Genomic DNA, 23,024 nt, shown 5'->3' on the forward strand with positions numbered 1-23,024 from the left:
TTGGGACATGCGCTCCTCCTCAGACTCGATGATCTGAACGCGCGGGTCGTTCTGGAAGATGTAATTGACCTCAAACTTGTGCGACGACTTATCGAACATGAGCAGCTCCTAAAGGTGGTTAACAGGTTCTGCTCTGTTGACTCGTCGGTCAGTTCGTTCGTTCCCGTTCATGAGGATCACAAGGTAGCCGCCTGCTAGAGCAGGCGGTTGCTGTCGCCAACAGGCTTTTATTTGACAGTCGCCAGCTGGCCTCTGAGCGCCACGCCAGCAATAAGGCTTCCGGCATGGCATTCGTAGCGCATGGCATCGCTATGTACGTTGCGCTTGTAGTAGCTGACGATATCGACCACGGCGTTGGCCCCGGCCTTCTTGGCTGAGTTCTGCAGGCTGGCAAGCACCGATTGCAACGCCCAGCCGCAGGCTTCTGCGTCGCTTTTATTGGATGCGTTGGTCTTTCGATGGCTGGTTACGCTTCTCAGCTTATGCACCTCGCCTGCGACCGGTGCGCCTGCCAAGTAGAATTTCACGCTGCCGTCCAACAGACCTGTATCGAGCCCGCGTCGAACGCCTTCTTCGAAGCCCAGATAGATGGCGTCTCCGTTGCCGCTCGTCTGCTCGACTATTCCTAGATTGTCGACGGCTTCGATGACCGGGTCGACGTCCAACTCCTTGAGAATATTGTCACGCAGCCTATTGACCCAGCGGTTGTAGTTACGGTGGATTTTTCCGTTCTTCTCATCTAGTCCCCAGCTGCTTCTGTAGTTGATCTCAAAGGACGTGGGCGAATACGGAATGTCGACTTCTGCATGATGGCGTCCACGTATCGTGATTGCGGCTTTGATCAACCTGGGCTCTAGAGCTTGCACCTTCCATTGACGATCGTTCAGCGCAGTCACGATGGCGCGCTGCATCTGCCGTTCCCCGATCTGCATACTGCTGGAAAATTGTTCTTGTGCGTTATAGATGGGCTTGCTGGTGCAGCCGGCGATGACAAGGAACAGCAGTGGTAACACTACAAGGCGATACAGGCGGGTCATTCCTTCAACTCCATGGGGTGGTGATTCAGGCCCAGCGGCGGAATATCAACGAGGTGTTGATGCCGCCAAAGGCGAAATTGTTGTTCATCACGAATTCATGCTGCATCTGGCGCGGGGCGCCGATGAGGTAATCCAGCTCGCCGCAGCGCGGGTCGATGCTGTCGAGGTTGAGTGTATGGATATAACGGTCGCGGTTCAGCATCTCGATGCTGAACCACGACTCCAGCGCCCCGCACGCCCCCAGGGTGTGCCCGAAGAAGCTCTTCTGCGAGCTGATCGGCATGCGTGAGCCGAACAGGGCGTAGGTCGCCTGGGTTTCGGCGATGTCGCCTTGCTCGGTAGCGGTGCCATGGCCATTGACGTAGCCGATGGCATCGGGCGACAGGCCAGCATCTTCCAAGGCCAGCTCCATGGCGCGGCGCATGGTCAGCTGCTCGGGTTTGGTCGCGTGCTGGCCGTCGGCATTACTGCCGAAACCCACCAGCTCGGCGTGAATGGTGGCGCCGCGGGCCAGCGCATGTTCGAGTTCTTCGAGCACCAGCATGCCGGCCCCCTCGCCAATCACCAGCCCATCGCGGCCTGCATCGTAGGGGCGCGGCGTGGTGTGCGGCGCATCGTTCTTCAGGCTGGTCGCATAGAGCGCGTCGAACACCATGGCCTCGGTCGCGCACAGCTCCTCGGCGCCGCCGGCGAGCATCATCGGCAGACGGCCGAACTTGATCGCTTCGTAGGCATAGCCGATGCCCTGACTGCCGCTGGTGCAGGCGCTGGAGGTGGGGATCACCCGGCCGGTAAGGCCGAAGAAGATGCTGATATTGGCCGCCGTGGTGTGCGGCATCATGCGGATGTAGGAGTTGGCGTTCAGGCCGTCGGCTACCGAGTTGAGCAGCATATTGCCGAAGGCTTTGATCTCTTCTGTGCTGCCGGTGGACGAACCGCAAGCGACGCCCATGCAACCGTCGCGGATCGACGCGTCATCGAGCAGGCCCGCATGTTCGAGTGCCTGCTCGGCAGCCTTTACCGACAGCCGCGATACCCGGCCCATGCTGCGCAATTGCTTGCGTGTCCAGTGTCCGGGGACGACGAAGTCATCCACCGGCCCGGCCAGGCGGGTGTTGAGCTCGGTGAACCGATCCCACTCCTGCATGTAGCGGATGCCGCTACGGTTAGCGCTGAAGTTGGCTTCGATGGACGCCCAGTCGCTGCCCAGCGACGTAATGCCGGCCATGCCGGTGACGACGACGCGTTTCATCAGCACAGCCCGCCGTTGACCGCCAGAACCTGACGGGTGATGTAGCTGGCCTCGTCCGAGATGAGGAAGTTGACCGCACCGGCGACCTCTTCAGGCGTGCCCATGCGTTGCGCGGGAATCATCTTGAGCATCTCTTCGATAGGCAGATTGTCATCGAGCATGTCGGTATCGATCAGCCCCGGCGCGACGCAATTGACGGTGATGCGCCGTTTGCCGAGTTCGACAGCCAGGGCCTTGGCAGCGCCGATCACGCCGGCCTTGGAGGCGCTGTAATTGACCTGGCCGCGATTGCCGATCAAGCCCGAGACCGAGGTAATGCAGACGATCCGCCCCGGCTGGCGGCGACGGACCATCGGCATGGTCAGCGGCTGCAGGACATTGAAGAAGCCATCCAGATTGGTGCGCATGACCAGATCCCAGTCATCCTCGGTCAACGCCGGAAAGGCGCCGTCTCGGGTTAACCCTGCGTTGCAGACCACCCCGTAGTAAGCCCCGTGCGCCTCGATATCGGCTTCCAGCTGCTCGCGGCACTGCGCACGATTGGCAACATCGAACTGCAGGATGCGCGCTTGGCGGCCCAGCGCTTGTATCTCCGTTTGCACGGCTTGCGCTTCGTCCAGCCGCGCACGGCAGTGCAGGATGATGTCGTGCCCGCTCTGGGCCAGGCGCAAGGCGATGGCACGGCCGATGCCGCGGCTGGAGCCGGTGACAAGGATGCTTTTATTCATGGGGTGGGCTCTTGCAGGTAGCTCGCCACTTCGGGCGGGCGGAACACGTTGAGGCGCGCCTCGGCATGGATGCCGGGCCCGTCGAGATGGCATTCGAATACGCCCATGCCGTTGTCGTCCTGCAGTGAGCGGATCGCGCGGATGCGCAGCAGGCTGCCGGCCGGGAAGTGCTCGACATTGCATTGGAAGCTGCGGGTGCCGAGCAGAAAGCCCAGCTCCACCGGCAATCCGGCCTGGCGCGCCTGACAGCCGGCAAACGCGGCGACCGTCTGCGCCATGATTTCGATGCCGACCCAGGCCGGCAGGCTGCTGTCGGGCAGGTTGAGCAGCCCATCGGGCTTTACCTGAAACTGTGCGGCGATACTTTCGGCATCGAATGCCTCGACCGCATCGAGCAGGATCATGTCGCCCGCATGCGGTAGCAGTTCGGCTACTGGCCAGTCGATCATGGCGCGTCTCCCAGGATCAGGCTGATGTTGTTGCCACCGAAGGCAAAGGAGTTAGTCATCATCCTCCGTGGGCCGGCCGCTGCCATCGTCGTGCCGGCTGCGATCAGCTCCATTCGTGGCAGCTCGGTATCTTGCTGACCGTCCCAGCGATGCGGTGGTAGCAGCCCTGCGGGGTTGTGCTCGGACAGCACCAGCCAGCAGAACGCGGCTTCGAGCGCGCCGGCAGCGCCCAGGGTATGCCCAGTAAGCGGCTTGCTCGATGAGCAGGGCACGCCGGACGGAAACACCGCGGCAACTGCCATGCTCTCCATGGCATCGTTATGCCGGGTAGCGGTGCCGTGCAGGTTCAGATAGCTGATTTGCTCCGCCTGGGTCGCTGCGCTGGACAGTGCTTTGCGCATGGCTTCAATGGCACCTAGGCCCTGCGGATCCGGAGCCGAAATGTGGTGTGCATCGGAGCTGGCGCCGGCGCCGAGCAGGGCTATCGGGGCACTTTCCTGGGTCATCAGGAACACCGCCGCTGCCTCGCCGATATTGATGCCGTCGCGGTTGACCGAAAATGGATTGCAGATGCGCTCGCTGGTCGCCTCCAGGGCGCTGAAACCCTGCAAGGTCAGGTCGCAAAGGGTGTCTACCCCGCCGCAGATCACCGCATCGCAGAGGCCGGCGTCCAGCAGCCGTTTGGCACTGAGCAATGCGCGGGCGCTGGAGGTGCAGGCGGTGGAGATCGAATAGCTCGGACCGCTGAGTTGCAATCGTTCGCTGAGATAGCTGGCTGGTGCGGAAAGCTCCTGATGGCCGTAGTGGTAACTGGACGGCAGCTGCCCCTCACGCACCAGGTCGGTGATGCCTTGGGTGGCTTCCTGAATGCCGGTGGTGCTGGTGCCCATTACCACGCCGATACGGGACCGGCCGAAGCGGGCTATCGCCTCATGCAGATCGGCTTCGATCTCCTCGATCGCGGCCAGCAGCATCTGGTTATTGCGTGTGGCGTGTTGCAGCGGGGTATCGGCAAGCGAGGGTAGCTTTTCGGTAACCGCGCCGACTGGCAGCTGGCGCCCGGTGACCGCTTTCGGGTACGGCTGCATGCCCGAACCGTCACCGCCTAGCAGGCGCCGAGCGACCTCAGCCTTGCCGCGACCCAGCGCGCAGATCAACCCGAGGGCATTCAGGTAGGCGGTCATCTGTGGTGGGCTCCGGCTGTCGCGATGGGGGCGACACCATAGGTCAGCGTTGGCCCAACGTCGAGTTCGAAGCGGCCGTTTTCCTGATAGCGGACATGCCAGGCCGACGCATCGCCTGTCAGCGAGCGCCTGTCCTGTTGCTGCATCCAAGGCGTATCGGCATAGAGGTCAGACAGCTGGTCGGCAGGACTCAGTGCGAACAGCAGTGCGGCGAACAATTCGCGCGCCTCGGCACTGGGCGGTAGCAGGCCATCCGCCTGCCAGCGGCCGTCCAGTAACAGCTGGCGCGCCAGCGGGACACCCAACGGATCGAGCAACGACCAGCGCAGGGCTTCGCCTTCCTGCTGGATGACCAACAGCCAGTCCCGCGTTTCGCCGTGCTCATGACGCTGGATGTGCAGTTGCATCGGCAATGCCAGTTGCGGTGCCTGCGTCGGCAGTGGCATAGGTTGGGCGCAGGCACCGAGCAACAGCAGCAGCGGCAACCAGACCAGGCGTGATATCTGGTGTTTCAGCGCGATCATGCCAGAAGCCTCATGCCGGCACCGCAGGGGCGCACAGCTCGGCCAGCACCCGCAGGCGGCGTCTGGGCTCGGCGACATAGGGGTTGTTGATGTCCCAGGCATAGCCGGCGAGGATCGAGCTGATCATCCGGCGTATCTCCGGCTGGGAGCGCTCGTAATAAATCACGTCCTGGAAACTGCCGTCATACCAGCCCTCGACGTAGGTGCGGAAGGTGTCTACGCCGCGCTTGAGCGGTACGGTGAACTCGGTTTCCCAATCCACCGCCTCACCCGTCAGCTGGCGGTGCAGCACCGAAGCCGCCATGCTCGCCGAGCGCATCGCGATAGTGACACCAGAGGAAAACACCGGATCGAGGAACTCCGCCGCATTGCCCAACAGGGCGAAGCCTGGGCCGTGCAGCGTCTTGACGTTCGCCGAGTAGCCGCCGATCAGCCGTGCCGGGGTGTCCCACTCGGCGTGCCTGAGGATGCGCTTGAGGTTGGGTGCTTCCAATACCAATTCGCGGAGGCAGGCATCCAGGTCCACCGGGCGCCCCTCGTAGCGCTCGGCGCTGGCCACCACACCAAGGGAGCAGCGGCCGTTGCTGAAGGGAATGGTCCAATACCAGACATCCCGCAGCTCGGGATGGGTGGTGATGAGGATCTTGTCGCGGTCGAAACGCGGGTCGTCGATGTTGTCCTGGATATGGGTGAACACGGCGCGCCGCAGCGGAAAACTGGACGGCGCCTCCAGCTCAAGCAGGCGCGGCAGTACCCGGCCGTAGCCGCTGGCGTCGAGGACGAAATCCGCCTCGATGGCATATTCGCTAGCGTCCTCGCGGCGCACATGCAGGCGTGGGCGCGGGCCGACGAAGTTCGCCGCAGTGACCTCCTCCTCGTAGCGAATCTCCACGCCCTGCGATTCGGCCTGGTCGGCCAGCAGTTTGTCGAAGTCGGCGCGCTGGACTTGAAAGGTACTGCCGTGGCCTTCGGTGAATTTGTCGCGAAAATCGAACTCGGTGTAGCGCTCGCCCCAGCCAAAGGCCGCGCCATGCTTGGTCTGGAATCCCGCAGCCTGCACGGCTTCGAGCATGCCGGCTTCTTCGATGAAATCTAGGCAGTGCGACAACAGGCTCTCGCCAATGGAGAAGCGCGGAAACCGCTGCCGCTCAATGATCAGGACATCATGGCCCTTGCGTTTGAGCAGGGCGGCCGCGATCGCGCCGGAAGGGCCTGCGCCGATAACGACGACGCTACGTTGTTCTGAATTCACGGAGACCTTCCATTATCGAATCGACAGAAATGACGGATGCCAGGTGCAGCCAGCCGCCGGGTGAGCAATCTGTTTTCCAGGGCGCGACGGCAAACCGCCCCAGCGGTATCGGTACGACCCGCCGGGGCTGAAGGGCAGACCATGGTCTGATCGTCATGTGGCGCTACTCTCCGGCTCCCCGGCCCAAGGCGCCAACAAGAAGGCGAACACCAGACCGAGGCCCACCGCCAGGCCGAAGTTGCTGATCGCCGGCGTGCTCGACAAGGCCAGCAGGCCGAAAGACAGCCAAGTGGTCACGGCCGCCAGCAGGGTACCGACCAAGCTCACCGCGGCGCCGCCGATTCGCTCACGCATGAGAATGGCGTAGTCGACGCCGATCGCGGTGACCAGCAGCAGGCCGAACAGGCCGAAGAGGGTCAACGGTTGGCCCAACCAGCCCAGGCAGGCCAGGCTGCCGAGCGCCGCCAACAGCGGCACGGCGAGGCAGCGCAATGCGCCGCGCCAGCCGAACGGCAGGCACAGCAGGGCGAAAATCAGCGCGGCGGCGAACAGTTTGAGCAGGGCCGCCTGACGCTGGGTCTCGGCGAACAGGCGATTTAGCTCGGCAGGCCGGTCGATGAGCCTGACCCCGGCAATGTCCCCGGCCAGGCCGTGAAGTGCCGAGCTATCGCGAAGCCCCTGCAGGCTAATCAGGCCGGCGACTGAGCCGTCGGGCCGGGTACCCAGCCATAGCGGGCGCCAGGGTTCAGCGAGCGGCCCGGCCAACACCTCGTCGAGGCCTGCCACCGGCTTTTCCAGCAGACCGGCGAGTTCCTGTTCAAGCATGTCGGCGGTAACCCCCAGCTCCAGTAGCGGCTGGCTGGCTTCCAGCAAACGCGGCAAGGCGAGATGCAGGCTTTCCTGGGCAGCCGCGGGCGCGACCAGCTGGCTCAGCGCGAGATAGCCGTGCAGTTGCTGCTCGGCAACCAGATCATCAAGGCGAGTACTGAGCTCTTCCTGGCGCGCCAGCAGCTCATCGGGGCTCCCAGCACGAACCAGGAAGTATTGGCTGGTGGGCTCGAAACCGGTGATTTGGCCGATGCGCTCGGCCTGCTGTTGCAAGGCGGGCGCTCGGCTGGCCCACTGGCGCAGGTCATCGGTGAAGGAAACCTGGCTGATGCCGGCTACGCAGAACACCGCGAACCCTGCCAGCAACCAAGGTGATGGGAGCCGCCTGAGCAGGCCTCGGCGCAGCTCCAAGCCGCGCCGGGCCCAGCCCAGCGGAGCAGCCCAGGGCTCCAGCGGCGCGTTCAGTAGCGCAGGCAGAAGACACGTGGCGCAGGCGAAGGCGCCAAGCAGGCCAGCGGCAGAAAACACCGCTACCTGGCTCAGCGCCGGAAACGGGGTGAAGGCCATGGCCAAGTAGCCGATGACGTTGGTCGCCAGGGCCAGCGCCAGGCCCGGAAGTGTCAAACGTAGCGCCCGGTATGGGTGCCATGGATGTAGCCCCCAGCTTTTCGACAGGTAATGCAGCGGAAAGTCGATGCTGACGCCAACCAGGCTGGCGCCGAGCACCAGGGTGAGCACATGGATCTGGCCGAACAGCGCAATGCAGGCGGCTGCACCGCTGAGTGCGCCGACCACCACCGGTAGCGCCACCAGCAGGACCCGCGGCGTACGAAACAGCAGATGCAGCAAGGCGAGCGTGGCAATGAGCGAAACGCTGCCGATCAGCCCTGCTTCCTCACGCGCCTGCCGCTGCCCGTACGCGGCATGCAGCATGCCTCCCGCGGCGAGTAGTTCACCTTGCTGGGATTCGACTCGGCGGCGCGCCGCCTGGACCAAGTCGTCTACCAGCAGCGGCAATTGATCGTCGAAGGCATCGCCGTGGGTTTGCGCATGGATCACCACCCAGCGCTGCCCGGCATGTTCGGCCATCAACAGGCCGTCGAGGCGTGGATGGATGTGGCCCGGCTGTGGCAGTTGGCGCTGTGCTAGGTCGGCGAAACCGAACCAGTCCTGCTCGACCGGCACCAGGCTGGCGCTTTCGAAGGGGCTGTACAGACGCTGCAAGCGTTGTTGGACGAACTCCTCGGGCGAGGCGATCAGCGCTTCGCGGCTCGCCCGGTCGAGCAACACCAGGCGCTGATCGAGCAGTTGTTGGCGCACCGCCGGCAGCTCGGCTTGTACTGAGCGACGAACCTGGGCGAACAGGCCGCTGGCGCGCAGATTGTCGGTGATTTCGTCAGCCAGTCCGGCAGCCGTTTCTTCGTCCGGATGATGAACCAGCAGCATCAAGTCGCGGTTCAACGGTTCCTGCACGCGCTGCTCGGCCAGCTGCTCCAGTTCGTCGGGCGCATCGCTGGGCAGTAGCTGCAGCAGGTTCGCGCTGACCGGAGGTCCGTCGCGCCACTGCCACGTGGTCAGCCCCACCAGCCCGAGCAGGGCCAGGAAAAACAGTGAGGACAGCCAGGTCGGAAGCCTGAGCGCTTTATCAGTCGGCGAGGTCATGGAGTTCGCTGGGGCCCAGCTGGTCGTCGATCTGGATGTCGTTCAGCAACAGCAATGTGCTGTCGCCCTGAGTCTCGAGTAGCTCGATGCGCTCGGCGGTGGTGCCGCCCTGAATCAGAATGGCCGTGAAGATCTGCCCGAGCAGCTTCGAGCGCGGCGTCAACGTCAGCGCCCAGGCCTGTGCGGTGCCGCTGAGCTCCAGCTCGAAATCGTGCTGCAAGGCTTCGGTGTCACCCTGCAGCACGGCAAGAAACAAGTCGTTGTGGCGTGCGGCGGGGCCCTGCTGGTTGGTGTGTTGCCAGCCGCTGGGGTCACGGCTGGCGACGCCCGAGGCACTGATGCGATAGTCCTGCTGAACAGGCTGCTGCAGGAACCAGAGCAGGCCGCGATCACGTGCCAAGACGAAGGTGCCGGTGCTGATGAGCGGCTGCGACAGCGCGCGCAGGTATTTTTCCTGGGTGAAACTGCCGCGAACGATCTCCGGCTCACTCAGCTGCTGATTGAGCTGTGCGAGATCGAACGTATCGGCGCTTGCCGCCTTCGCCAGCAGCAGGCACAGCGCCAGCAGCGCTCGGCGAATAGCCAGATTGTGCAATCGCATCACGATAGGGCCCGTTCTACGGCTTCGACAAAGACCTTCGGCGACGCCAGTAGCATCTCACGGCTGGCGATCTCTACTGCGACTTGCACGGTGCTGCCGCGGGTCATGCGCCCGCCGGTCTCGGCGTCGCTGATCAGGTAGTTGATCTTCAGGCGGTTTTCCCACTCCACCAGATCGGCGCGAACGAGGATGCGCTGGTTGAAGCAGGCGCCGCGGATATAACGCAACTGCACGTCGATGATGGGCCAGGCGTAACCGGCATCGCGCATCTGGATGTAATTGTGGCCGATCCGCTCCAGCAGGGCGCAGCGTGCTACCTCGAAATACTTGATGTAGTGGCCGTGCCAGACCACATCCATGGAATCGACGTCGAAGAAGGGTACCAGCACTTCTACCTCCGCCTGCAGCACGCCTGCCTTACGCATAAAGCCCCCAGTGTTGCGCACGGATACGCTGCAAACACAGGCGCAGCTCGCCTTCCAGCGCGCGGTCTTCGATCAATGGTGGGAAATCCTCGCCCAGCGCGGCGTGCATGCTGTGCAGCGGCGCGGGCAGCGGTCGTGCATCCTGGCTCTGCTGGCGCAGCCACACCCCTTGGTTCGCGGCAATCAGCGTGGCGGCTGCAACCTGTTCGGTCAGCTCCAGACTGCGCAAGGCATCGCGCGCGGCGATGGTGCCCATGCTCACCTTGTCTTGGTTGTGGCATTCAGTGGAGCGTGAAAAAACGCTGGCCGGCATGCTGTTCTTCAGCGCTTCCGCGGCCCAGGCGCTGGTGCCGATCTGCACTGCCTTGAAGCCGTGATTGATCATCGCGGTGGAGGCGGGCGCGCCGGACAAATTGCTCGGCAGGCCATGGTTGTAGCGGCTGTCGACCAGCAGCGCGAGCTGACGGTCGAGCAGATCGGCGACGTTGGCCACCAGATTCTTCAGGCTGTCCATGGCAAAGGCGATATGGCCGCCGTAAAAATGTCCGCCGTGCAGCACGCGCTCGTTCTCGGCGTCGATGATCGGGTTGTCGTTGGCACTGTTCAGCTCTGTCTCGATGAACTGCCGCAGCAGGCCCAGGCTATCAGCCAGAACGCCCAGCACATGTGGCGCGCAGCGGATGGAGTAGCGATCCTGCAGGCGATGCAGGGGGGCGGTCGGCGCATCGATGGCCAGGTCCTGACGAATCCAGGCGGCCACCTGCATCTGTCCCGGGTGCGGCTTGGCGGCGAACAGGCGCTCATCGAAATGCTCGGGGTTGCCTTCTAGGGCGATGACGTTGAGCGCGGTAATGCGGGTGGCCAGTTTCAGCAGGTAATCGGCACGGGCATAGGCGAGGCAGGCCAGGCCGGTCATCACCGCGGTGCCATTCATCAGCGCCAGCGCTTCCTTCGGGCGCAGGGTCAGCGGCGTCCAGCCGAGCTGACGATGCACCTCGGCGGCGCTGCGGCGTTCCCCGCGGAACATGACTTCGCGCTCACCGGCCAGCGCCGCGGCGACATAGGACAGCGGCGTCAGATCGCCGCTGGCGCCCACCGAGCCTTCCTCCGGAATCAGCGGCAGGACGTCATATTCGAGGAACGCCTGCAGGCGGTCGAGCAACTCGATGCGTACCCCGGACATCCCGTGGGTCAGCGAGCGAAGACGAGCGGCCAGGACGGCGCGGGTGGCTTCAGCGTCGAGCAGCTTGCCAAGGCCGCAGCCGTGAAAGGTGAACAGATGCTGTGGCAGTGCCTCGACCTGATGCAGCGGCACCGCCACCACGCACGAATCGCCATAGCCGGTGGTTACGCCGTAAATCACGCCCTCGCGGTCGAGCAGGGTGTCGAGGAATTGCGCACCGCGGGCAATCCGCTCGCGGAAGGCCGCATCCGGCTGCAGTCGGGCCGGCGCACGGCTTTGGGCCACGGCCAAGAGGTCCTCTATGCGCAGGGGGTGTTCGCCAAAGATCACGGGCTCAGCGTTGTTCATGAACGTTCCAGAAAGGGTAGAAATTGAACCACTGCAAGGGCGCTTCCAGGCAGCGTGCCGCCAGTCGGTCCGCGTAGCGCTGCACCCACTGCTGCACCACCGCATCGCGTTCGCCGCGACGCCACTGGACGGTTTCGGCGAAGGGCTCCAGATGGACATGGAATCGCTGGCCATGTTTCAGGCAGAACAGCAGATTCGCCGGACATTGCAGCAACCCCGCCAGCAGCCAGGGGCCCTGAGGGAAATTCGCCGGCCGGCCCAGGAAGTCGGCAGTTGCGATGCGCGCGCCGTGCAGCGGCACCCGGTCACCGGCGATCGCCAGCCATTCGCCGGCATCCAGCCGCCGCGACAGTTCCATCATGATCGCCGGGTCCAGTTCGCTGACCTGAATCAGTCGCAGGTTGTTCGCGCCGGATTGATCCAGCAGCCGGTTGAAATGCTCGGCGTGGCGCGTGTGCACCAGCACGTTCATCTTCACCTTGCGGCCCATCTCGGCCAGTGCCCGGCAGATTTCCAGATTGCCCAGATGCGAGCCGACCAGCAGTTGGCCGCGCGGTGCTTCAAGCTCCGCATGCAGATTTTGGCTGTCGTGCAGCACCAATCGGCCAAGATCGAGCCGGCCACCCCAGGCGTCGAGCTTGTCCAGCAGGGCGTCGGCGAAGGCCATGAACTGGCGGTAGACCGAGCGCCAGCTGGGCGCCAGATCGCGTCGACCGCTCCATTCGGCGAGGTGTCGCTGGTAGGTCCAGGCGCTCTGTCGGGCGCTGCGGCCGAACAGGTAGAAATACAGCACGATCAGGTACAGCAACGGCGCCATGGGACGACGGCCGAGCAGGCGCACGGCGCTCGCGGTGAGCTTCATCAAGGCAAAGCTGCCGCGTTCGCGATGCGCAGCCCAGTGCGAACCGGGCGCGGCTTTCTCGCTCATCCGCGCCACCGGCGCCAGAGCAACGCCGGCGCACGCAGCAGCATGCCGCCGAACAGCCGGGCGTGCATCGAGGAGATCAGTAGGTTGTCATGCCACAGGCGGAAGTGAGAGACACCGTCAACCGGATAGTGCACACGCGTCGGCAGCCAGACCATTGGCTGTTCGCGCCAGTACAGGCGAACCAGTATCTCGGTGTCGAAGTCCATGCGCTGGCCCAGCGTCGTCGAATCGAGCAGTGCCAGGGTCGGTTGCAGCGGGTAGACGCGAAAGCCGCACATGGAATCGCGGATCGACAGTGACAGCGTGTTGATCCAGACCCAAAGGTGGGTCAGATAGCGCCCATAGAGCCGGCTTTTCGGCACGCTCGCATCGTATTCGGGATAACCGCATATCAGCGCCTCCGGTGCTTGGCAGGCGCGGTCGAGAAATAGCGCCACGCGACCAAGGTCGTGCTGACCGTCGGCATCGACCTGCAGTGCATGGCTGAAACCCAGCCGGGATGCCTCGCGCAGCCCTGCGGCCACCGCCGCGCCCTTGCCCTGGTTCTGCGCCTGCCGGAGCAGATGCACCGAGGGATGCTCTGCCAAGTCGTCAATGACCCGTGCTGCAACGGGACCGGAGCCATCGTCTACCAGCACGCAGTGCAGGTCTTCTGCGAGCAGTGCGTGGACGACCGCCGGCAGGCTGCGCTCATGGTTGTATACCGGCACCACCGCGCAGGGCTTGAACCAGTCGTCATCGATGGCCAGCGACAGTTGCCGATGAGCGTCTGACTGCACGGGCGAGGCGCCGCTGGCTGGCGCGATTGGAGTGAGGGTAGTCACGGGTGTTCTCCCAGCAGAATGCGGCCGGACGAGCAGGGCGCGTCGCCGTTGCGGTATGCGAAGTGGAGCTTGCTGCGCTCGCGATCAAAGCGCAGGGTCAGATGCAATGTGTCGCCCGGTCGGGCGAGCTGTTGGAACTTGAGTACCTCCATGCCTTGAAAGCGCGGCGGAAGGTCTACGAGCAGCTCGCGTGCGAGGGCGATGGCCCAGTCAATCTGCACCACACCGGGTAGCACCGGCGTCTGTGGGAAATGACCGGAGAAATGCGCCAGGTCTGGCGGCACACCTAATTCGAGCTGCCATTCATCGTCATGTCGCGTTGAGCTGATGCGTTCGGGCAGCAACGGGCGTGGCGCCTGCAATAGGCTATCGAGTAGCGTCTGCGGCAGTTTGCCCTGGATGGTATACGGCAGCTGCCGGACCAGACGCCAGCGCCGCGGCAGCGCCAGTGCCTCGCAGTGGCTCGCCAGATGCGTGCGCAGGGCCTCGGTCAGAGCACGCCGGCCGCCGTTGCGCAATGCATGCAAGCCGGCGTGGTTGAGCGCGACCAGTGCCGCGAGGTAGGCCCGGTTGTTGGTAATCACGCCGAGGCGCGCTTCGCTGACGAAAGGGTGCGTGGCCAAAGCTGTTTCCAGCATCGGCAGGGAGATGCGTTTTTCTTCCAGCTTGACGATGCGATCCAATCGTCCGAGCAGCTCGAAGCGCCCGTCGTCCTCGATTCGCGCTGCATCGGCCGTCTGCTCGACATGGCCCGGCGGCAGGCAGGGCGAAGCGATGCGCAGCGCGCCCTGTTCGTCCAGGCTCAGCTGCACTGCAGCGAATGGCTGCCACAGGCTGCCGCCCTGACGCCAGGCGATGCCGCCGGTTTCCGAGCTGCCGTAGATTTCCGTTGGCAGCTGGCCCAGGCGCTGCTGCAATCGCTGCGCGGCATCGGCATCGAGCGGTCCGCCCGAGGAAAAGACCCGCCGCACGCTGCGCAAGGCAGGCCAGTCGAGGTTGTCCCCCATCCGCTTGAGCAGCGCTGGGCTGGCTACCCAGCAGAAGCTCGGGTGCTGACGACTGACCAGTTGGATGTCTTCGGAGAAGGGCAGCGCGCGGCGCAGAAAGGGGCGGCCGGCGCACAACGGCCAGAGCACCCGAAACAACAAGCCATAGATGTGCTGCGCGGCGACGCTGGCGATCACGCAGGCGTCGCCGAGGTCGGCGCCCCAGCAGGCTTCGAGTATTTCCACTTCGTTCGCCAGCTGGCGCAGGCGCTTGTCGATCAGTTTCGGCTCGCCACTGGAACCGGAAGTGCAGAGCAGCAGGCGGCACTGGTCCAGGTCCAGTTTCGCCCCGTCGAGCGGCTCGGCCAGCAAGTCCGAGATCCGGGAGTCGCCGTCCTGATCGGTCACCCAGAGATCAGCCTGATGGGCCAACCGCTCGCGGCTGGCGGGTTGCAGGTCCGCCGGCAGCAGCACCGTCACGCCGGCTCGCCAGGCACCGAGCAATGCGATCGCCAGCTCGCCGGCATCCTCAAGATGGACCGCGAGCCGGGCGACGCCTCGATTGCGCAGCCCGGCGGCCAGGCGCAACGCTTGCTGGCGCAGCGCGGCATGGTCCAGGCTGGGTTCCAGCGTGACCGGGCGCGACCTGGGCGTCTGATCGAGCAGGTGTTCCAGGGAAATCCAGTTCATTTATCTTTCCTGATTCGCTGGCGCACCAGCCATTCACCCGCAAATAGCAATCCCATCAGCAGATAGGCGATCAACCCGGTGTACAAGGTCCACCAGCTCAGCGGCGCCCGCAGCGCGAGGCCGCTGGCGATACCGGCATTGATGATGAAATATCCCACCCAGACCCAAGTCACCCGCCGCGTGTAGCGCACCGCCGCGGGCGGGAGTTCGGGCTCGCTCAGACGTGCCAAGCGCTCGATGATGGGCATGCCGGAGCAGAGGCTGCCGGCAAACAGGCCGAGCAGCGCCAGGCTGATCAACACCGGATACCAGCGCAGCAGCGCGGGTTCGCCGATCAAACCGAGCAGCAGGCAGAACAGCAAGGCCGCGGCTGCCACCGTGCGGCTCAGCTGCGTTTGTTTGCCACTGAAAATCCGTGCCAGCCAGAGCGCGCCGAGCAGCAGCGCGAACAGCCGGGGCGACAGATGCTCCAGGCCCAGATACACGGCAAACGGATAGGCGAGACCGGCCAGCAGCAGGCCGAGACCAATCAGTCGGTTGGCGTTCGTCTTGCCTGTTCGAGTGGGTACCTGCATCGCATATTGTCCATTGGCGAGCATCGTGCATAACGCAGACATTTCCGAAAGGGTGGTCGGGAGATGTCTGGCTTCCTTGTCGTTTACGGTTCAAGCCGTTTGCGGGTTCACCAGGCGATACACCGCCTCGACGACATCGCCTACGGTGCGTACCGACTTGAACTCCTCAGCGGCGATTTTCTTGCCGGTCTGACGCTTGATGTGATCGATCAGGTCGACGGCGTCGATGCTGTCGATTTCCAGGTCCTGATAGAGGTTGGCGTCGAGGCTGATGCGCTCGGGGTCGAGTTCGAAGAGTTCGACCAGCGCATCGCGCAGGGTCTGGAAGATCTCGTTGCGACTGTTCACGTTGGGCTCTCCTCAGGCGGCGGCGCGGTTGGCGCTAACGTAGGCGGCCAGGCTGTCAACGCTGGCGAAATGTTTGCGGGTGTCCTTGGCGTCGGCGTCGATCTTGATGCCGAAGCGCTTCTGAATCGCCAGGCCCAACTCCAGCGCGTCGACCGAGTCCAGCCCGAGTCCTTCGCCGAAAAGCGGTTGATCGGCTGCTATATCATCCGGGCCGAGGTCTTCCAGACCCAGGGCGTCGATGATCAGTTGCTTGATCTCAAGCTGCAGTTGGCTCATCGAGTGCGAGCTCCTTTATAAAGTGTCGGTGCAGATGGTCATTGAGTCGCCGCGAGGCGATGGGTGCCGCTCCCCGCGCGGCGAATGTCTGCGGGTCGATGTCCTCCCCGACGCGCAGGTGAAAATGAAAACGTCGTGCCGGAATGCGGTACCAGGGCTCGGCCTTGGTCAGGGTGGTGGGCGACACCGTGATCACCACCGGCGTTACCAGGCTTGCGCCGCGCAGGGCGATGGCCGCTGCGCCCCGATGGAACTGCGGCGCCTGGCCGGGCGTGGTGCGAGTGCCTTCGGGAAAGATGATCAGTGTCTGGCCCTGTTGCAGCGCATCGGCCGCGTCATCGAGCATCTCGGCGCTGCCGTTGTTACTGATGTACTGCGCCGCGCGGATCGGACCCCGGGTGAACGGATTGTCCCATAGGCTTTGCTTGACCACGCAGTTGGCGTCGCGGATCAGCGCGATCAGTACCACCACGTCGATCAGCGAAGGATGGTTGGCGATCACCAGCTGTCCAGGGCGGCCGAGACGCTCCGCGCCTTCGACTTCATAGGTCAGCACGCCGCTGCGATACATGAACTGAACGAACAGCCAGAACAGCCGGCTCACCGTCTGACGAGCCCGGCGACGGCGTGTGGCAGCATCGCCTGGCAGCAGGCCAAGCAACGGAAAGACGACCAACCGCAGGCAAAGCCCACCGAGACCGAACAGGGCGAATGACAGCCCGGTCGCGACCAGGCGCCACAGCCAGGGAGCGTTGGGCCTGCTGTTCAACAAGTCTGCTGCCAGTTCCAACGGCGTCTCCCCATCGATGCTGAAAGGTGGGCTGCTCGTTGAGCAACGCGCCAATCAGCTCGATCGCGTGCGGTCGCTGTGTCAGCGCCTCATGCCCATCGGCGGCTTCAAGGCTCAGTTGCCAGGTGCTGCCCGGCTTGAGCAGCAGCGCCACGGCGTAGGGAAAGCTGACATCGCTGATCCAGGGGGCATAAACGGCGGGAGTCTGGTCCTCGGCGATCACCACCAGAACGGCCGGTGCACCCTCGCCGAGCAGTAGGGAGGCCTCAAGCACGGCATGTTCCAGGCCATCGCCCTCCGCGGCGAGCGCGGTCATTTCGCTGGGGTCATTCTGCTGGATCGACCAGAGGCCAATGATCGCGTTGTGCACCGATAGACTGAACTGCGTTGGGGAAAGGGGCTCGTCGCTCGCCAGGTCATTGAGGATGGCGAAGGTGCGTGCGGTTTCGCCGTGTCGTGAGGCGTAAACCAGGGGCATCGCTGGCTGCCCGGCAGCCAGAGGCGCAGCCACGGCGAACACCATGCGCGCCAGGCGACTCAGGCGCCGGCGCTGCATAGACGGCAAAAAGCTCACGTCCGGCTGTGCGTCGCTGCCCGACGGGTCGCACGGATCTCTGGCCCAAATTGCCCAGTCGTCGGCGCTCGCCAGACCCGGAGCCCAGGCCTGCCATTGATCGATATCGAATTGAATCACGCGAGAACTCACCGGCTCGTCCGCGAGCCTTGTTATTGACGTGTCGACGTCCCTGTACAGCGACTATCGGTAAATTGTCCGCCGTGAAAGTGGCGGCATTATCCAATCGCGATCCGACTGAGGCAAACGTTGCTTGAAATATCCGGATAAAAGGTGCGCTTGCTTCGCGGAACCGGCTTGAAAGTGCGAGGTCAGTTATAGGTTTTTCTGGCGAGTCGGATCATGGCGTCCAACCTCACCGAAACGAAGCGTACCGAACGGACGCTGCATCGCTGGTTGGCCGTTCGATCCGGGGTGGCTTGTCAGATCCCATGTTGGCTGAGCCATGCCATCAGCGGCGGCAGCGGTAAAGCACCACTCTGGCGGGCAACCTCACGGCCTTCCTTGAATAGGATAAGGCTAGGAATCGAGCGGATACCGAGGCGGGCTGAAAGCTGCGGGTTGGCTTCGCTGTCCAGCTTTCCGAACCTGCATCGTCCCTGTAATTGGGTGGCGGCTTGGGTGAACGTAGGAGCGAAGCTTCGGCACGGCCCGCACCAGCTCGCCCATACATCCACTAGCAGCGGCAGATCACCCTTTATCTGATTAGCGAACTGGCTTTCTTGCAGGTCGAACGGCTTGCTGGGCAATGCTTCGGCCTTGCATCGACCGCAGTGGGGCGAATCCTGCAAGCGATTGGCGGGGATGCGATTCAGACCCGCGCACTGTGCGCAGGGGATGATCAACGAGTCAGACATGGCGAGGCTCCACAGCGGTATTTCCTTAATGTGGTGCCTCGCATCCTGATATCAAGCCTCTCTTGGGTCGTTGACACTACTCCGCGTTGGCAGCGTCCAGGGCTTGAGTCAGATCGGCAAGGATGTCGTCAATGTGCTCAATGCCAATCGACAGTCGGATCAGGTCTTGGGAAACCCCAGCTCGGTCGAGCTCTTCGGCATTCAACTGGCGGTGCGTGGTACTGGCGGGATGGCACGCCAGCGATTTGGCATCGCCGATGTTGACCAGGCGCACGACGAGCTTGAGCGCATCGATAAAGCGCGCACCCGCTTCAATGCCGCCCTTGATCCCAAAGCAGAGAATCGACGCCGGGGTGCCGCGCATGTAGCGACAAGCCAGCGCGTGCTCGGGGTGATCAGCCAGCCCTGCGTATTTCACCCAGGCCACCTGTGGGTGCGTCTTTAGGTAGTTGGCGACTTTCATCGCGTTTTCGCAGTGCCGCTCCATGCGCAGCGCAAGTGTCTCCAGGCCTTGTAGGATCAGGAACGAGTTGAACGGCGAAATTGCGGCGCCCATGTTCCGCAGCGGCACCACCCGGCAGCGGCCGATGAAAGCGGCTGGGCCGAACGCCTCGGTGTAGGTGACGCCGTGATAGGACACGTCTGGCGTGTTGAGCAGCGCAAAGCGCTCCTTGTGCTGCGCCCATGGGAACTTGCCGGAGTCGACCACGATGCCACCGATGCTGGTGCCGTGGCCGCCCATGTACTTGGTCAGCGAATGCACCACGATGTCGGCGCCATGCTCGATTGGCCGGCAGAGCACTGGCGTGGCGACCGTGTTATCCACGATCAGTGGGACACCATGACGGTGCGCGGCGTCTGCCAGGGCCTGCAGATCAATGACATTGCCGGCGGGGTTGCCAATCGACTCGCAGAACACGGCCTTTGTGCGGTCGTCAATCAATGCCTCCAGCGCAGCGATGTCATCATGGGCGGCGAAGCGCACCTCGATGCCTTGGCGCGGCAGCGTATGAGCGAACAGGTTGTAAGTTCCGCCGTAGAGTTTGGCGACCGAGACAATGTTATCGCCCACTTCGGCGATCGTCTGGATGGCATAGGTGATCGCCGCCATTCCAGAAGCCACTGCAAGCGCAGCCACGCCGCCCTCCAGTGCCGCCACGCGCTGCTCGAGCACGTCGGTGGTGGGGTTCATGATGCGCGTGTAGATATTGCCCGGAATCTTTAAATCGAACAGGTCCGCGCCATGCTGGGTATCGTCGAACGCGTACGAGGTGGTCTGATAGATCGGTACTGCGGCCGCGCGGGTCGTCGGGTCCGGACTGTAACCCGCTTGTATCGCGAGAGTTTCCAGCTTCATGGCGTGCTCCTTGTCGTTGTTCGTCGAGTCAAAGACCAGAGAGCATGAAACTGAACGCCAACTCGGTCAATGATCCAGAACAACACCTCCTGTCAGAGCGGAGTGAGCGGCCAGAATAGTGGAATCACCAGTGTCGCGACGACCCACAGCAAGAGATTCAGCGGAATGCCGACTTTGAGAAAGTCGACGAAGCGATAGCCACCGGCGTTGTAGACAAAGGTGTTGGTTTGATAACCGATGGGCGTGGCGAAACTGGCGCTGGCGGCGAACATCACCGCGACCACGAAGGCGCGAGGGTCGATGCCGAGCTGCTGAGCGAGGCCGATCGCGATCGGAGTGACCAGCACGGCGACCGCATTGTTGGACAGGATCTCGGTGAGCACCGATGTGAACAGGTAGATGAACCCCAGCATGAACAGCGGCCCAGCCCAGGGCGTCAGGTCGACGACACTGGAGACGATCAGCTCGACCAGCCCGACCTTGTTCATCGCCACGCTGATGGCGAGCATGCCGAAGATCAGGCTGAGAATCTTCCAGTCCACCGCCTTGTAGGCATCTTCGACATCCAGGCAGCGAGTGGCCAGCACCGCGGCGGCCCCCATGATCGCCAGGCCTTCGATGGGCATCACGCCGAACGCCGCCAACAACATCACCATCAACGTAGTGCCAATGGCGATTGGCGCTTTGTCACGGCGAAACGCGCGCTCTTGCACGGCGTTGAGGCTGATCAGCTCACCGTTGTCGGCGAAGCGCTTGATTTGTGCCGGCGTGCCCTCGACCAGCATCACGTCACCGAACTGCAACTGGAAGTCGTCCAGATTGCCCTGAATGTTCTCGTCCTGGCGGTGCACCGCCAGGACGTTGATGCCGTAGCGGGCGCTGAGGTCGAGGTCACGCATCGGTCGGTGGCTGTAACGCGAATTGCGACCGACAATGGCTTCGGCGAGCACTTCATCCTCACTGCTGATGGTTTCGAAGGCATCGCCACGGTTGAACGTCAGATGCCCGCTGCCACGCAGCTCGACCACATCCTTCACCTGCCCGTGGATCACCAGAACATCGCCAGCGAGCAGGCTGAAGTCCTGTTCCGGCCGGCTGTGCAGATGAACGCCACGGTTGACTTGTAGCACCTGCAAGCCGCTGCCGCCGTTGAGGTTGGCTTCAGCAATGCTCTTGCCTATCACTGGCGAGCCCTGCGGGACGCGGAGCTCACTCATGAAGGTGCGATCGAGCCTCGGCCCGAGCAGCTTGGACAGTGTGTCGCGTTCCGGCAGCAGCCGCTTGCCGATGGTCATCATGTAGAGCATGCCGGCCGCGGCGAGCACCAGTGCGGCACCGGTGATCTCGAACATGCCGAACGGTGGAAGGCCAGCCTTGCGCGCCACACCATCGACCAGAATGTTGGTGGAGGTGCCGATCATCGTCAGCGTGCCGCCAAGGATGGTGGCGTACGAAAGCGGAATCAGCAGCTTCGAAGGCGTGGTGCCGGCACGCTTGGCCAGCGAGATCGCCACCGGCGTCAGGATCGCGACCACCGGAGTGTTATTGAGAAAGGCTGAAATAACCAACGCGGTAATCGTCAGTCCGCCGAGCACCCGGGTCGGGCTGGTGCCGACGAGCCCGCCCAGCCAATTGCCCAGCGCATCGATGCAACCGGTGCGCTCCAGCGCCGCGGATATCACGAACATGCAGGCGATGGTGACGGGCGCGGAATTTGATAACACCCCAAGTACTTCCGCCGGAGTCAGCAACTGGCTCGCGATCAGCACCGCCACGGCGATCGCCACAACGATGTCCGGACTCCACGTCTCGCGCACGAAGGACACCAGCACCCACAGCAACAAGGCGCAGACGAACAAAAGCGGCAGCGAATCGAAGAGCATGAACGTCCTTAACCTGGCGTAACGACCAACCAACAGAGCGGCCCCGCGCGAACGATAGGGGTCGGCGCTTAGAGAGTCTAGAAACGTTTGTTCTGCTTTATATGCTGTCTAGTTATATATCCGCTGCTCATCACCGCTTCGGCCTATGAGAGCATCCCGCTGCAGGCGCGCAGCCAGCAACGAAAAGCCGCGCAATGCGCGGCTTTGAAGATGTTGGGCCCACACGGACTCGAACCGTGGACCAAGGATTATGAGTTGCCTTGAAGCGCTGCAAGCCCAGTAAAATCGTGAGTAGCTTAGCGCAGGTACAGTGAGCTGAAAGTAGCGTCGTAGAGCTGGTTAAGCGTAATTGAGCGAAATCTGTAAAAGCTGGGCACTGTACCGTCAGTGTGCCGATATTTGTACCGTGAGAAGGGGGGGCGTACAGAGCAAGATTGGCCTAAAGCTGGCCAAGAGCCTGAGGCTTCAGGCTTCTTCTCCGGCACCTGGTGCCGATTCTGGTTCCGACTCCGTCTCGTTGCCTGCGCTTGGCTCTTGATGTTGTCTGGCCTCTACGATTAACAGGTAGTTTTGCCTGATCGCTTCCCAGCTCATGAAGTGTCCATAGGCAAACTGCACAAACCTGCCCATTAGACTCTTCAGAAGAGACTGGTCATAGATGCTCAGCTGAGCCATGTGGTGCACTGCATTAGCCAGCCTAAACTCAGCGCTGCCGCTGCCGCTGCCGGACAAGGCTAGATATAGACTTATGCCGTGGTTGAACACATGGGAGGAGTAGTTCATCCAAGGGCTGTACCTTGCGGTGACCGCCAGAGCCGCGCTACCGAGTAGGCGGTCAAGGTGCAGATAAATTATGTTTAGCAGCATTTCCGGGCGCCCTTCGGCGGCAAAGATTTCACGCCCATGAGTCTGAATGATCTTGAAAAGTATAAATCCTGACAGAGTGTTCGGGGTGCTAGCCAAGCGATAGATATCTTGGAACGTTAGCGGTAGTGGAAGCGCGCCTAAAGCGTAGAGCACTAATGCGTGACGCCTTTGTTCGAAATCAAAAGGTGCGTTCACCATTGCTCTAAGCAAAACTGCCTGAGCATTCACTAAAGGATGGCCTTTCACATTGTGAAGAGCACCAAAAGTCCCATCCATACAGAGCCATGGAATCTTGTTGGCTATCGAGAGCTGCATCGCGTCATAAACTGAAGCGTCGACGGCATCTTTGACCGTGAATGCATCAAGCTCTTCATCATGCATGGCTGGCCGCACAACGGTAATGTTGTCCAGGATCAGGCGTAAGTTTTCAAGGACTGARCATCCCGCTCGGAAATCCAGCCCTGCCGCGCGGGCCGCCATCGGTACCAGACTGTGGTCCGTCATCCCCGGAACGGTGTTAACTTCCAGCAACCAGAAGGCGCCGGTGCTGTCCTGCATGACGTCGACGCGCGCCCAGCCCTGAATACCCACGGCCT

General features: G+C 62.9%; 21 protein-coding genes and 2 pseudogenes. All 23 read right to left on the reverse strand.

The features are described from left to right. Positions 1-227: 227 nt before the first annotated feature. A complete protein-coding gene (locus DQ405_RS21830; protein ID WP_168426109.1) occupies positions 228-1,037 on the reverse strand; it encodes a hypothetical protein in 810 nt (269 codons plus the stop codon). Positions 1,038-1,062: 25 nt separating this feature from the next. Further along, positions 1,063-2,289 carry a beta-ketoacyl-ACP synthase gene (locus DQ405_RS21835; protein ID WP_168426110.1) on the reverse strand — a complete coding sequence of 409 codons (1,227 nt, stop codon included), beginning with the start codon at positions 2,287-2,289 and terminating at the stop codon, positions 1,063-1,065. Next, positions 2,289-3,017 (reverse strand): 3-oxoacyl-ACP reductase FabG, encoded by a 729-nt coding sequence (gene fabG / locus DQ405_RS21840; RefSeq protein ID WP_168426111.1) that lies wholly within the window; start codon positions 3,015-3,017, stop codon positions 2,289-2,291. The genes DQ405_RS21835 and fabG overlap by 1 nt, the downstream gene beginning before the upstream one ends. Continuing rightward, a complete protein-coding gene (locus DQ405_RS21845) occupies positions 3,014-3,466 on the reverse strand; it encodes an ApeP family dehydratase (protein WP_168426112.1) in 453 nt (150 codons plus the stop codon). The genes fabG and DQ405_RS21845 overlap by 4 nt, the downstream gene beginning before the upstream one ends. Further along, positions 3,463-4,650 carry a beta-ketoacyl-[acyl-carrier-protein] synthase family protein gene (locus DQ405_RS21850; RefSeq protein WP_168426113.1) on the reverse strand — a complete coding sequence of 396 codons (1,188 nt, stop codon included), beginning with the start codon at positions 4,648-4,650 and terminating at the stop codon, positions 3,463-3,465. The genes DQ405_RS21845 and DQ405_RS21850 overlap by 4 nt, the downstream gene beginning before the upstream one ends. Beyond that, complete coding sequence (locus DQ405_RS21855) at positions 4,647-5,174, reverse strand: DUF3261 domain-containing protein (RefSeq protein WP_174824706.1); 528 nt, start codon at positions 5,172-5,174, stop codon at positions 4,647-4,649. The genes DQ405_RS21850 and DQ405_RS21855 overlap by 4 nt, the downstream gene beginning before the upstream one ends. A gap of 10 nt (positions 5,175-5,184) precedes the next feature. Further along, positions 5,185-6,426: a tryptophan 7-halogenase gene (locus DQ405_RS21860; RefSeq protein ID WP_168426114.1), complete on the reverse strand. Its 1,242-nt coding sequence runs from the start codon at positions 6,424-6,426 to the stop codon at positions 5,185-5,187. Positions 6,427-6,579: 153 nt separating this feature from the next. Continuing rightward, a complete protein-coding gene (locus DQ405_RS21865; RefSeq protein ID WP_168426115.1) occupies positions 6,580-8,916 on the reverse strand; it encodes an MMPL family transporter in 2,337 nt (778 codons plus the stop codon). Further along, positions 8,900-9,517, reverse strand: a complete 618-nt coding sequence (locus DQ405_RS21870; RefSeq protein WP_168426128.1) for an outer membrane lipoprotein carrier protein LolA — start codon at positions 9,515-9,517, stop codon at positions 8,900-8,902. Before DQ405_RS21870 ends, DQ405_RS21865 begins: the two co-directional genes overlap by 17 nt. Beyond that, positions 9,517-9,942, reverse strand: a complete 426-nt coding sequence (locus DQ405_RS21875) for an acyl-CoA thioesterase (RefSeq protein ID WP_168426116.1) — start codon at positions 9,940-9,942, stop codon at positions 9,517-9,519. Before DQ405_RS21875 ends, DQ405_RS21870 begins: the two co-directional genes overlap by 1 nt. Beyond that, a complete protein-coding gene (locus DQ405_RS21880) occupies positions 9,935-11,473 on the reverse strand; it encodes an HAL/PAL/TAL family ammonia-lyase (protein ID WP_168426117.1) in 1,539 nt (512 codons plus the stop codon). The genes DQ405_RS21875 and DQ405_RS21880 overlap by 8 nt, the downstream gene beginning before the upstream one ends. Next, positions 11,460-12,401, reverse strand: coding sequence for an LpxL/LpxP family acyltransferase (locus DQ405_RS21885; RefSeq protein WP_168426118.1), 942 nt, complete (start codon positions 12,399-12,401; stop codon positions 11,460-11,462). Before DQ405_RS21885 ends, DQ405_RS21880 begins: the two co-directional genes overlap by 14 nt. Then, entirely contained in the window at positions 12,398-13,180 is a 783-nt protein-coding gene (locus DQ405_RS21890) for a glycosyltransferase family 2 protein (protein WP_446730907.1), read from the reverse strand. Before DQ405_RS21890 ends, DQ405_RS21885 begins: the two co-directional genes overlap by 4 nt. Before the next feature lie 41 nt (positions 13,181-13,221). Beyond that, complete coding sequence (locus DQ405_RS21895) at positions 13,222-14,901, reverse strand: acyl-CoA synthetase family protein (RefSeq protein WP_168426119.1); 1,680 nt, start codon at positions 14,899-14,901, stop codon at positions 13,222-13,224. Next, positions 14,898-15,476: a COG4648 family protein gene (locus DQ405_RS21900; protein WP_168426120.1), complete on the reverse strand. Its 579-nt coding sequence runs from the start codon at positions 15,474-15,476 to the stop codon at positions 14,898-14,900. The genes DQ405_RS21895 and DQ405_RS21900 overlap by 4 nt, the downstream gene beginning before the upstream one ends. A 90-nt stretch (positions 15,477-15,566) precedes the next feature. Beyond that, positions 15,567-15,824: an acyl carrier protein gene (locus DQ405_RS21905; protein ID WP_168426121.1), complete on the reverse strand. Its 258-nt coding sequence runs from the start codon at positions 15,822-15,824 to the stop codon at positions 15,567-15,569. Between the two features lie 12 nt (positions 15,825-15,836). Further along, positions 15,837-16,100 (reverse strand): phosphopantetheine-binding protein, encoded by a 264-nt coding sequence (locus DQ405_RS21910; protein ID WP_168426122.1) that lies wholly within the window; start codon positions 16,098-16,100, stop codon positions 15,837-15,839. Beyond that, complete coding sequence (locus DQ405_RS21915; RefSeq protein WP_168426123.1) at positions 16,081-16,890, reverse strand: lysophospholipid acyltransferase family protein; 810 nt, start codon at positions 16,888-16,890, stop codon at positions 16,081-16,083. The genes DQ405_RS21910 and DQ405_RS21915 overlap by 20 nt, the downstream gene beginning before the upstream one ends. Beyond that, positions 16,866-17,584 (reverse strand): annotated as a pseudogene (locus DQ405_RS27595) (beta-ketoacyl synthase chain length factor). The gene DQ405_RS21915 and the pseudogene DQ405_RS27595 overlap by 25 nt, the downstream one beginning before the upstream one ends. A 302-nt stretch (positions 17,585-17,886) precedes the next feature. Then, entirely contained in the window at positions 17,887-18,321 is a 435-nt protein-coding gene (gene trxC / locus DQ405_RS21925) for a thioredoxin TrxC (protein WP_168426124.1), read from the reverse strand. A 76-nt stretch (positions 18,322-18,397) separates the two neighbouring features. After that, a complete protein-coding gene (locus DQ405_RS21930; RefSeq protein WP_168426125.1) occupies positions 18,398-19,678 on the reverse strand; it encodes a bifunctional O-acetylhomoserine aminocarboxypropyltransferase/cysteine synthase in 1,281 nt (426 codons plus the stop codon). A gap of 92 nt (positions 19,679-19,770) precedes the next feature. Then, complete coding sequence (locus DQ405_RS21935; RefSeq protein ID WP_168426126.1) at positions 19,771-21,561, reverse strand: SLC13 family permease; 1,791 nt, start codon at positions 21,559-21,561, stop codon at positions 19,771-19,773. 1,314 nt (positions 21,562-22,875) lie between these two features. Then, positions 22,876-23,024, reverse strand: a pseudogene (locus DQ405_RS21940) (D-alanine--D-alanine ligase); the annotation flags it as partial.

Source organism: Pseudomonas sp. SST3 (genome assembly GCF_003325755.1).

Coding starts and splice junctions, on each gene's coding strand:
- DQ405_RS21935 (WP_168426126.1), bottom strand. CDS start 21,561: ATGCTCTTCGATTCGCTGCCGCTTTTGTTCGTCTGCGCCTTGTTGCTG.
- DQ405_RS21850 (WP_168426113.1), bottom strand. CDS start 4,650: ATGACCGCCTACCTGAATGCCCTCGGGTTGATCTGCGCGCTGGGTCGC.
- DQ405_RS21855 (WP_174824706.1), bottom strand. CDS start 5,174: ATGATCGCGCTGAAACACCAGATATCACGCCTGGTCTGGTTGCCGCTG.
- DQ405_RS21910 (WP_168426122.1), bottom strand. CDS start 16,100: ATGAGCCAACTGCAGCTTGAGATCAAGCAACTGATCATCGACGCCCTG.
- DQ405_RS21900 (WP_168426120.1), bottom strand. CDS start 15,476: ATGCAGGTACCCACTCGAACAGGCAAGACGAACGCCAACCGACTGATT.
- DQ405_RS21865 (WP_168426115.1), bottom strand. CDS start 8,916: ATGACCTCGCCGACTGATAAAGCGCTCAGGCTTCCGACCTGGCTGTCC.
- DQ405_RS21870 (WP_168426128.1), bottom strand. CDS start 9,517: ATGCGATTGCACAATCTGGCTATTCGCCGAGCGCTGCTGGCGCTGTGC.
- DQ405_RS21880 (WP_168426117.1), bottom strand. CDS start 11,473: ATGAACAACGCTGAGCCCGTGATCTTTGGCGAACACCCCCTGCGCATA.
- trxC (WP_168426124.1), bottom strand. CDS start 18,321: ATGTCTGACTCGTTGATCATCCCCTGCGCACAGTGCGCGGGTCTGAAT.
- DQ405_RS21930 (WP_168426125.1), bottom strand. CDS start 19,678: ATGAAGCTGGAAACTCTCGCGATACAAGCGGGTTACAGTCCGGACCCG.
- DQ405_RS21835 (WP_168426110.1), bottom strand. CDS start 2,289: ATGAAACGCGTCGTCGTCACCGGCATGGCCGGCATTACGTCGCTGGGC.
- DQ405_RS21875 (WP_168426116.1), bottom strand. CDS start 9,942: ATGCGTAAGGCAGGCGTGCTGCAGGCGGAGGTAGAAGTGCTGGTACCC.
- DQ405_RS21895 (WP_168426119.1), bottom strand. CDS start 14,901: ATGAACTGGATTTCCCTGGAACACCTGCTCGATCAGACGCCCAGGTCG.
- DQ405_RS21885 (WP_168426118.1), bottom strand. CDS start 12,401: ATGAGCGAGAAAGCCGCGCCCGGTTCGCACTGGGCTGCGCATCGCGAA.
- DQ405_RS21845 (WP_168426112.1), bottom strand. CDS start 3,466: ATGATCGACTGGCCAGTAGCCGAACTGCTACCGCATGCGGGCGACATG.
- DQ405_RS21830 (WP_168426109.1), bottom strand. CDS start 1,037: ATGACCCGCCTGTATCGCCTTGTAGTGTTACCACTGCTGTTCCTTGTC.
- fabG (WP_168426111.1), bottom strand. CDS start 3,017: ATGAATAAAAGCATCCTTGTCACCGGCTCCAGCCGCGGCATCGGCCGT.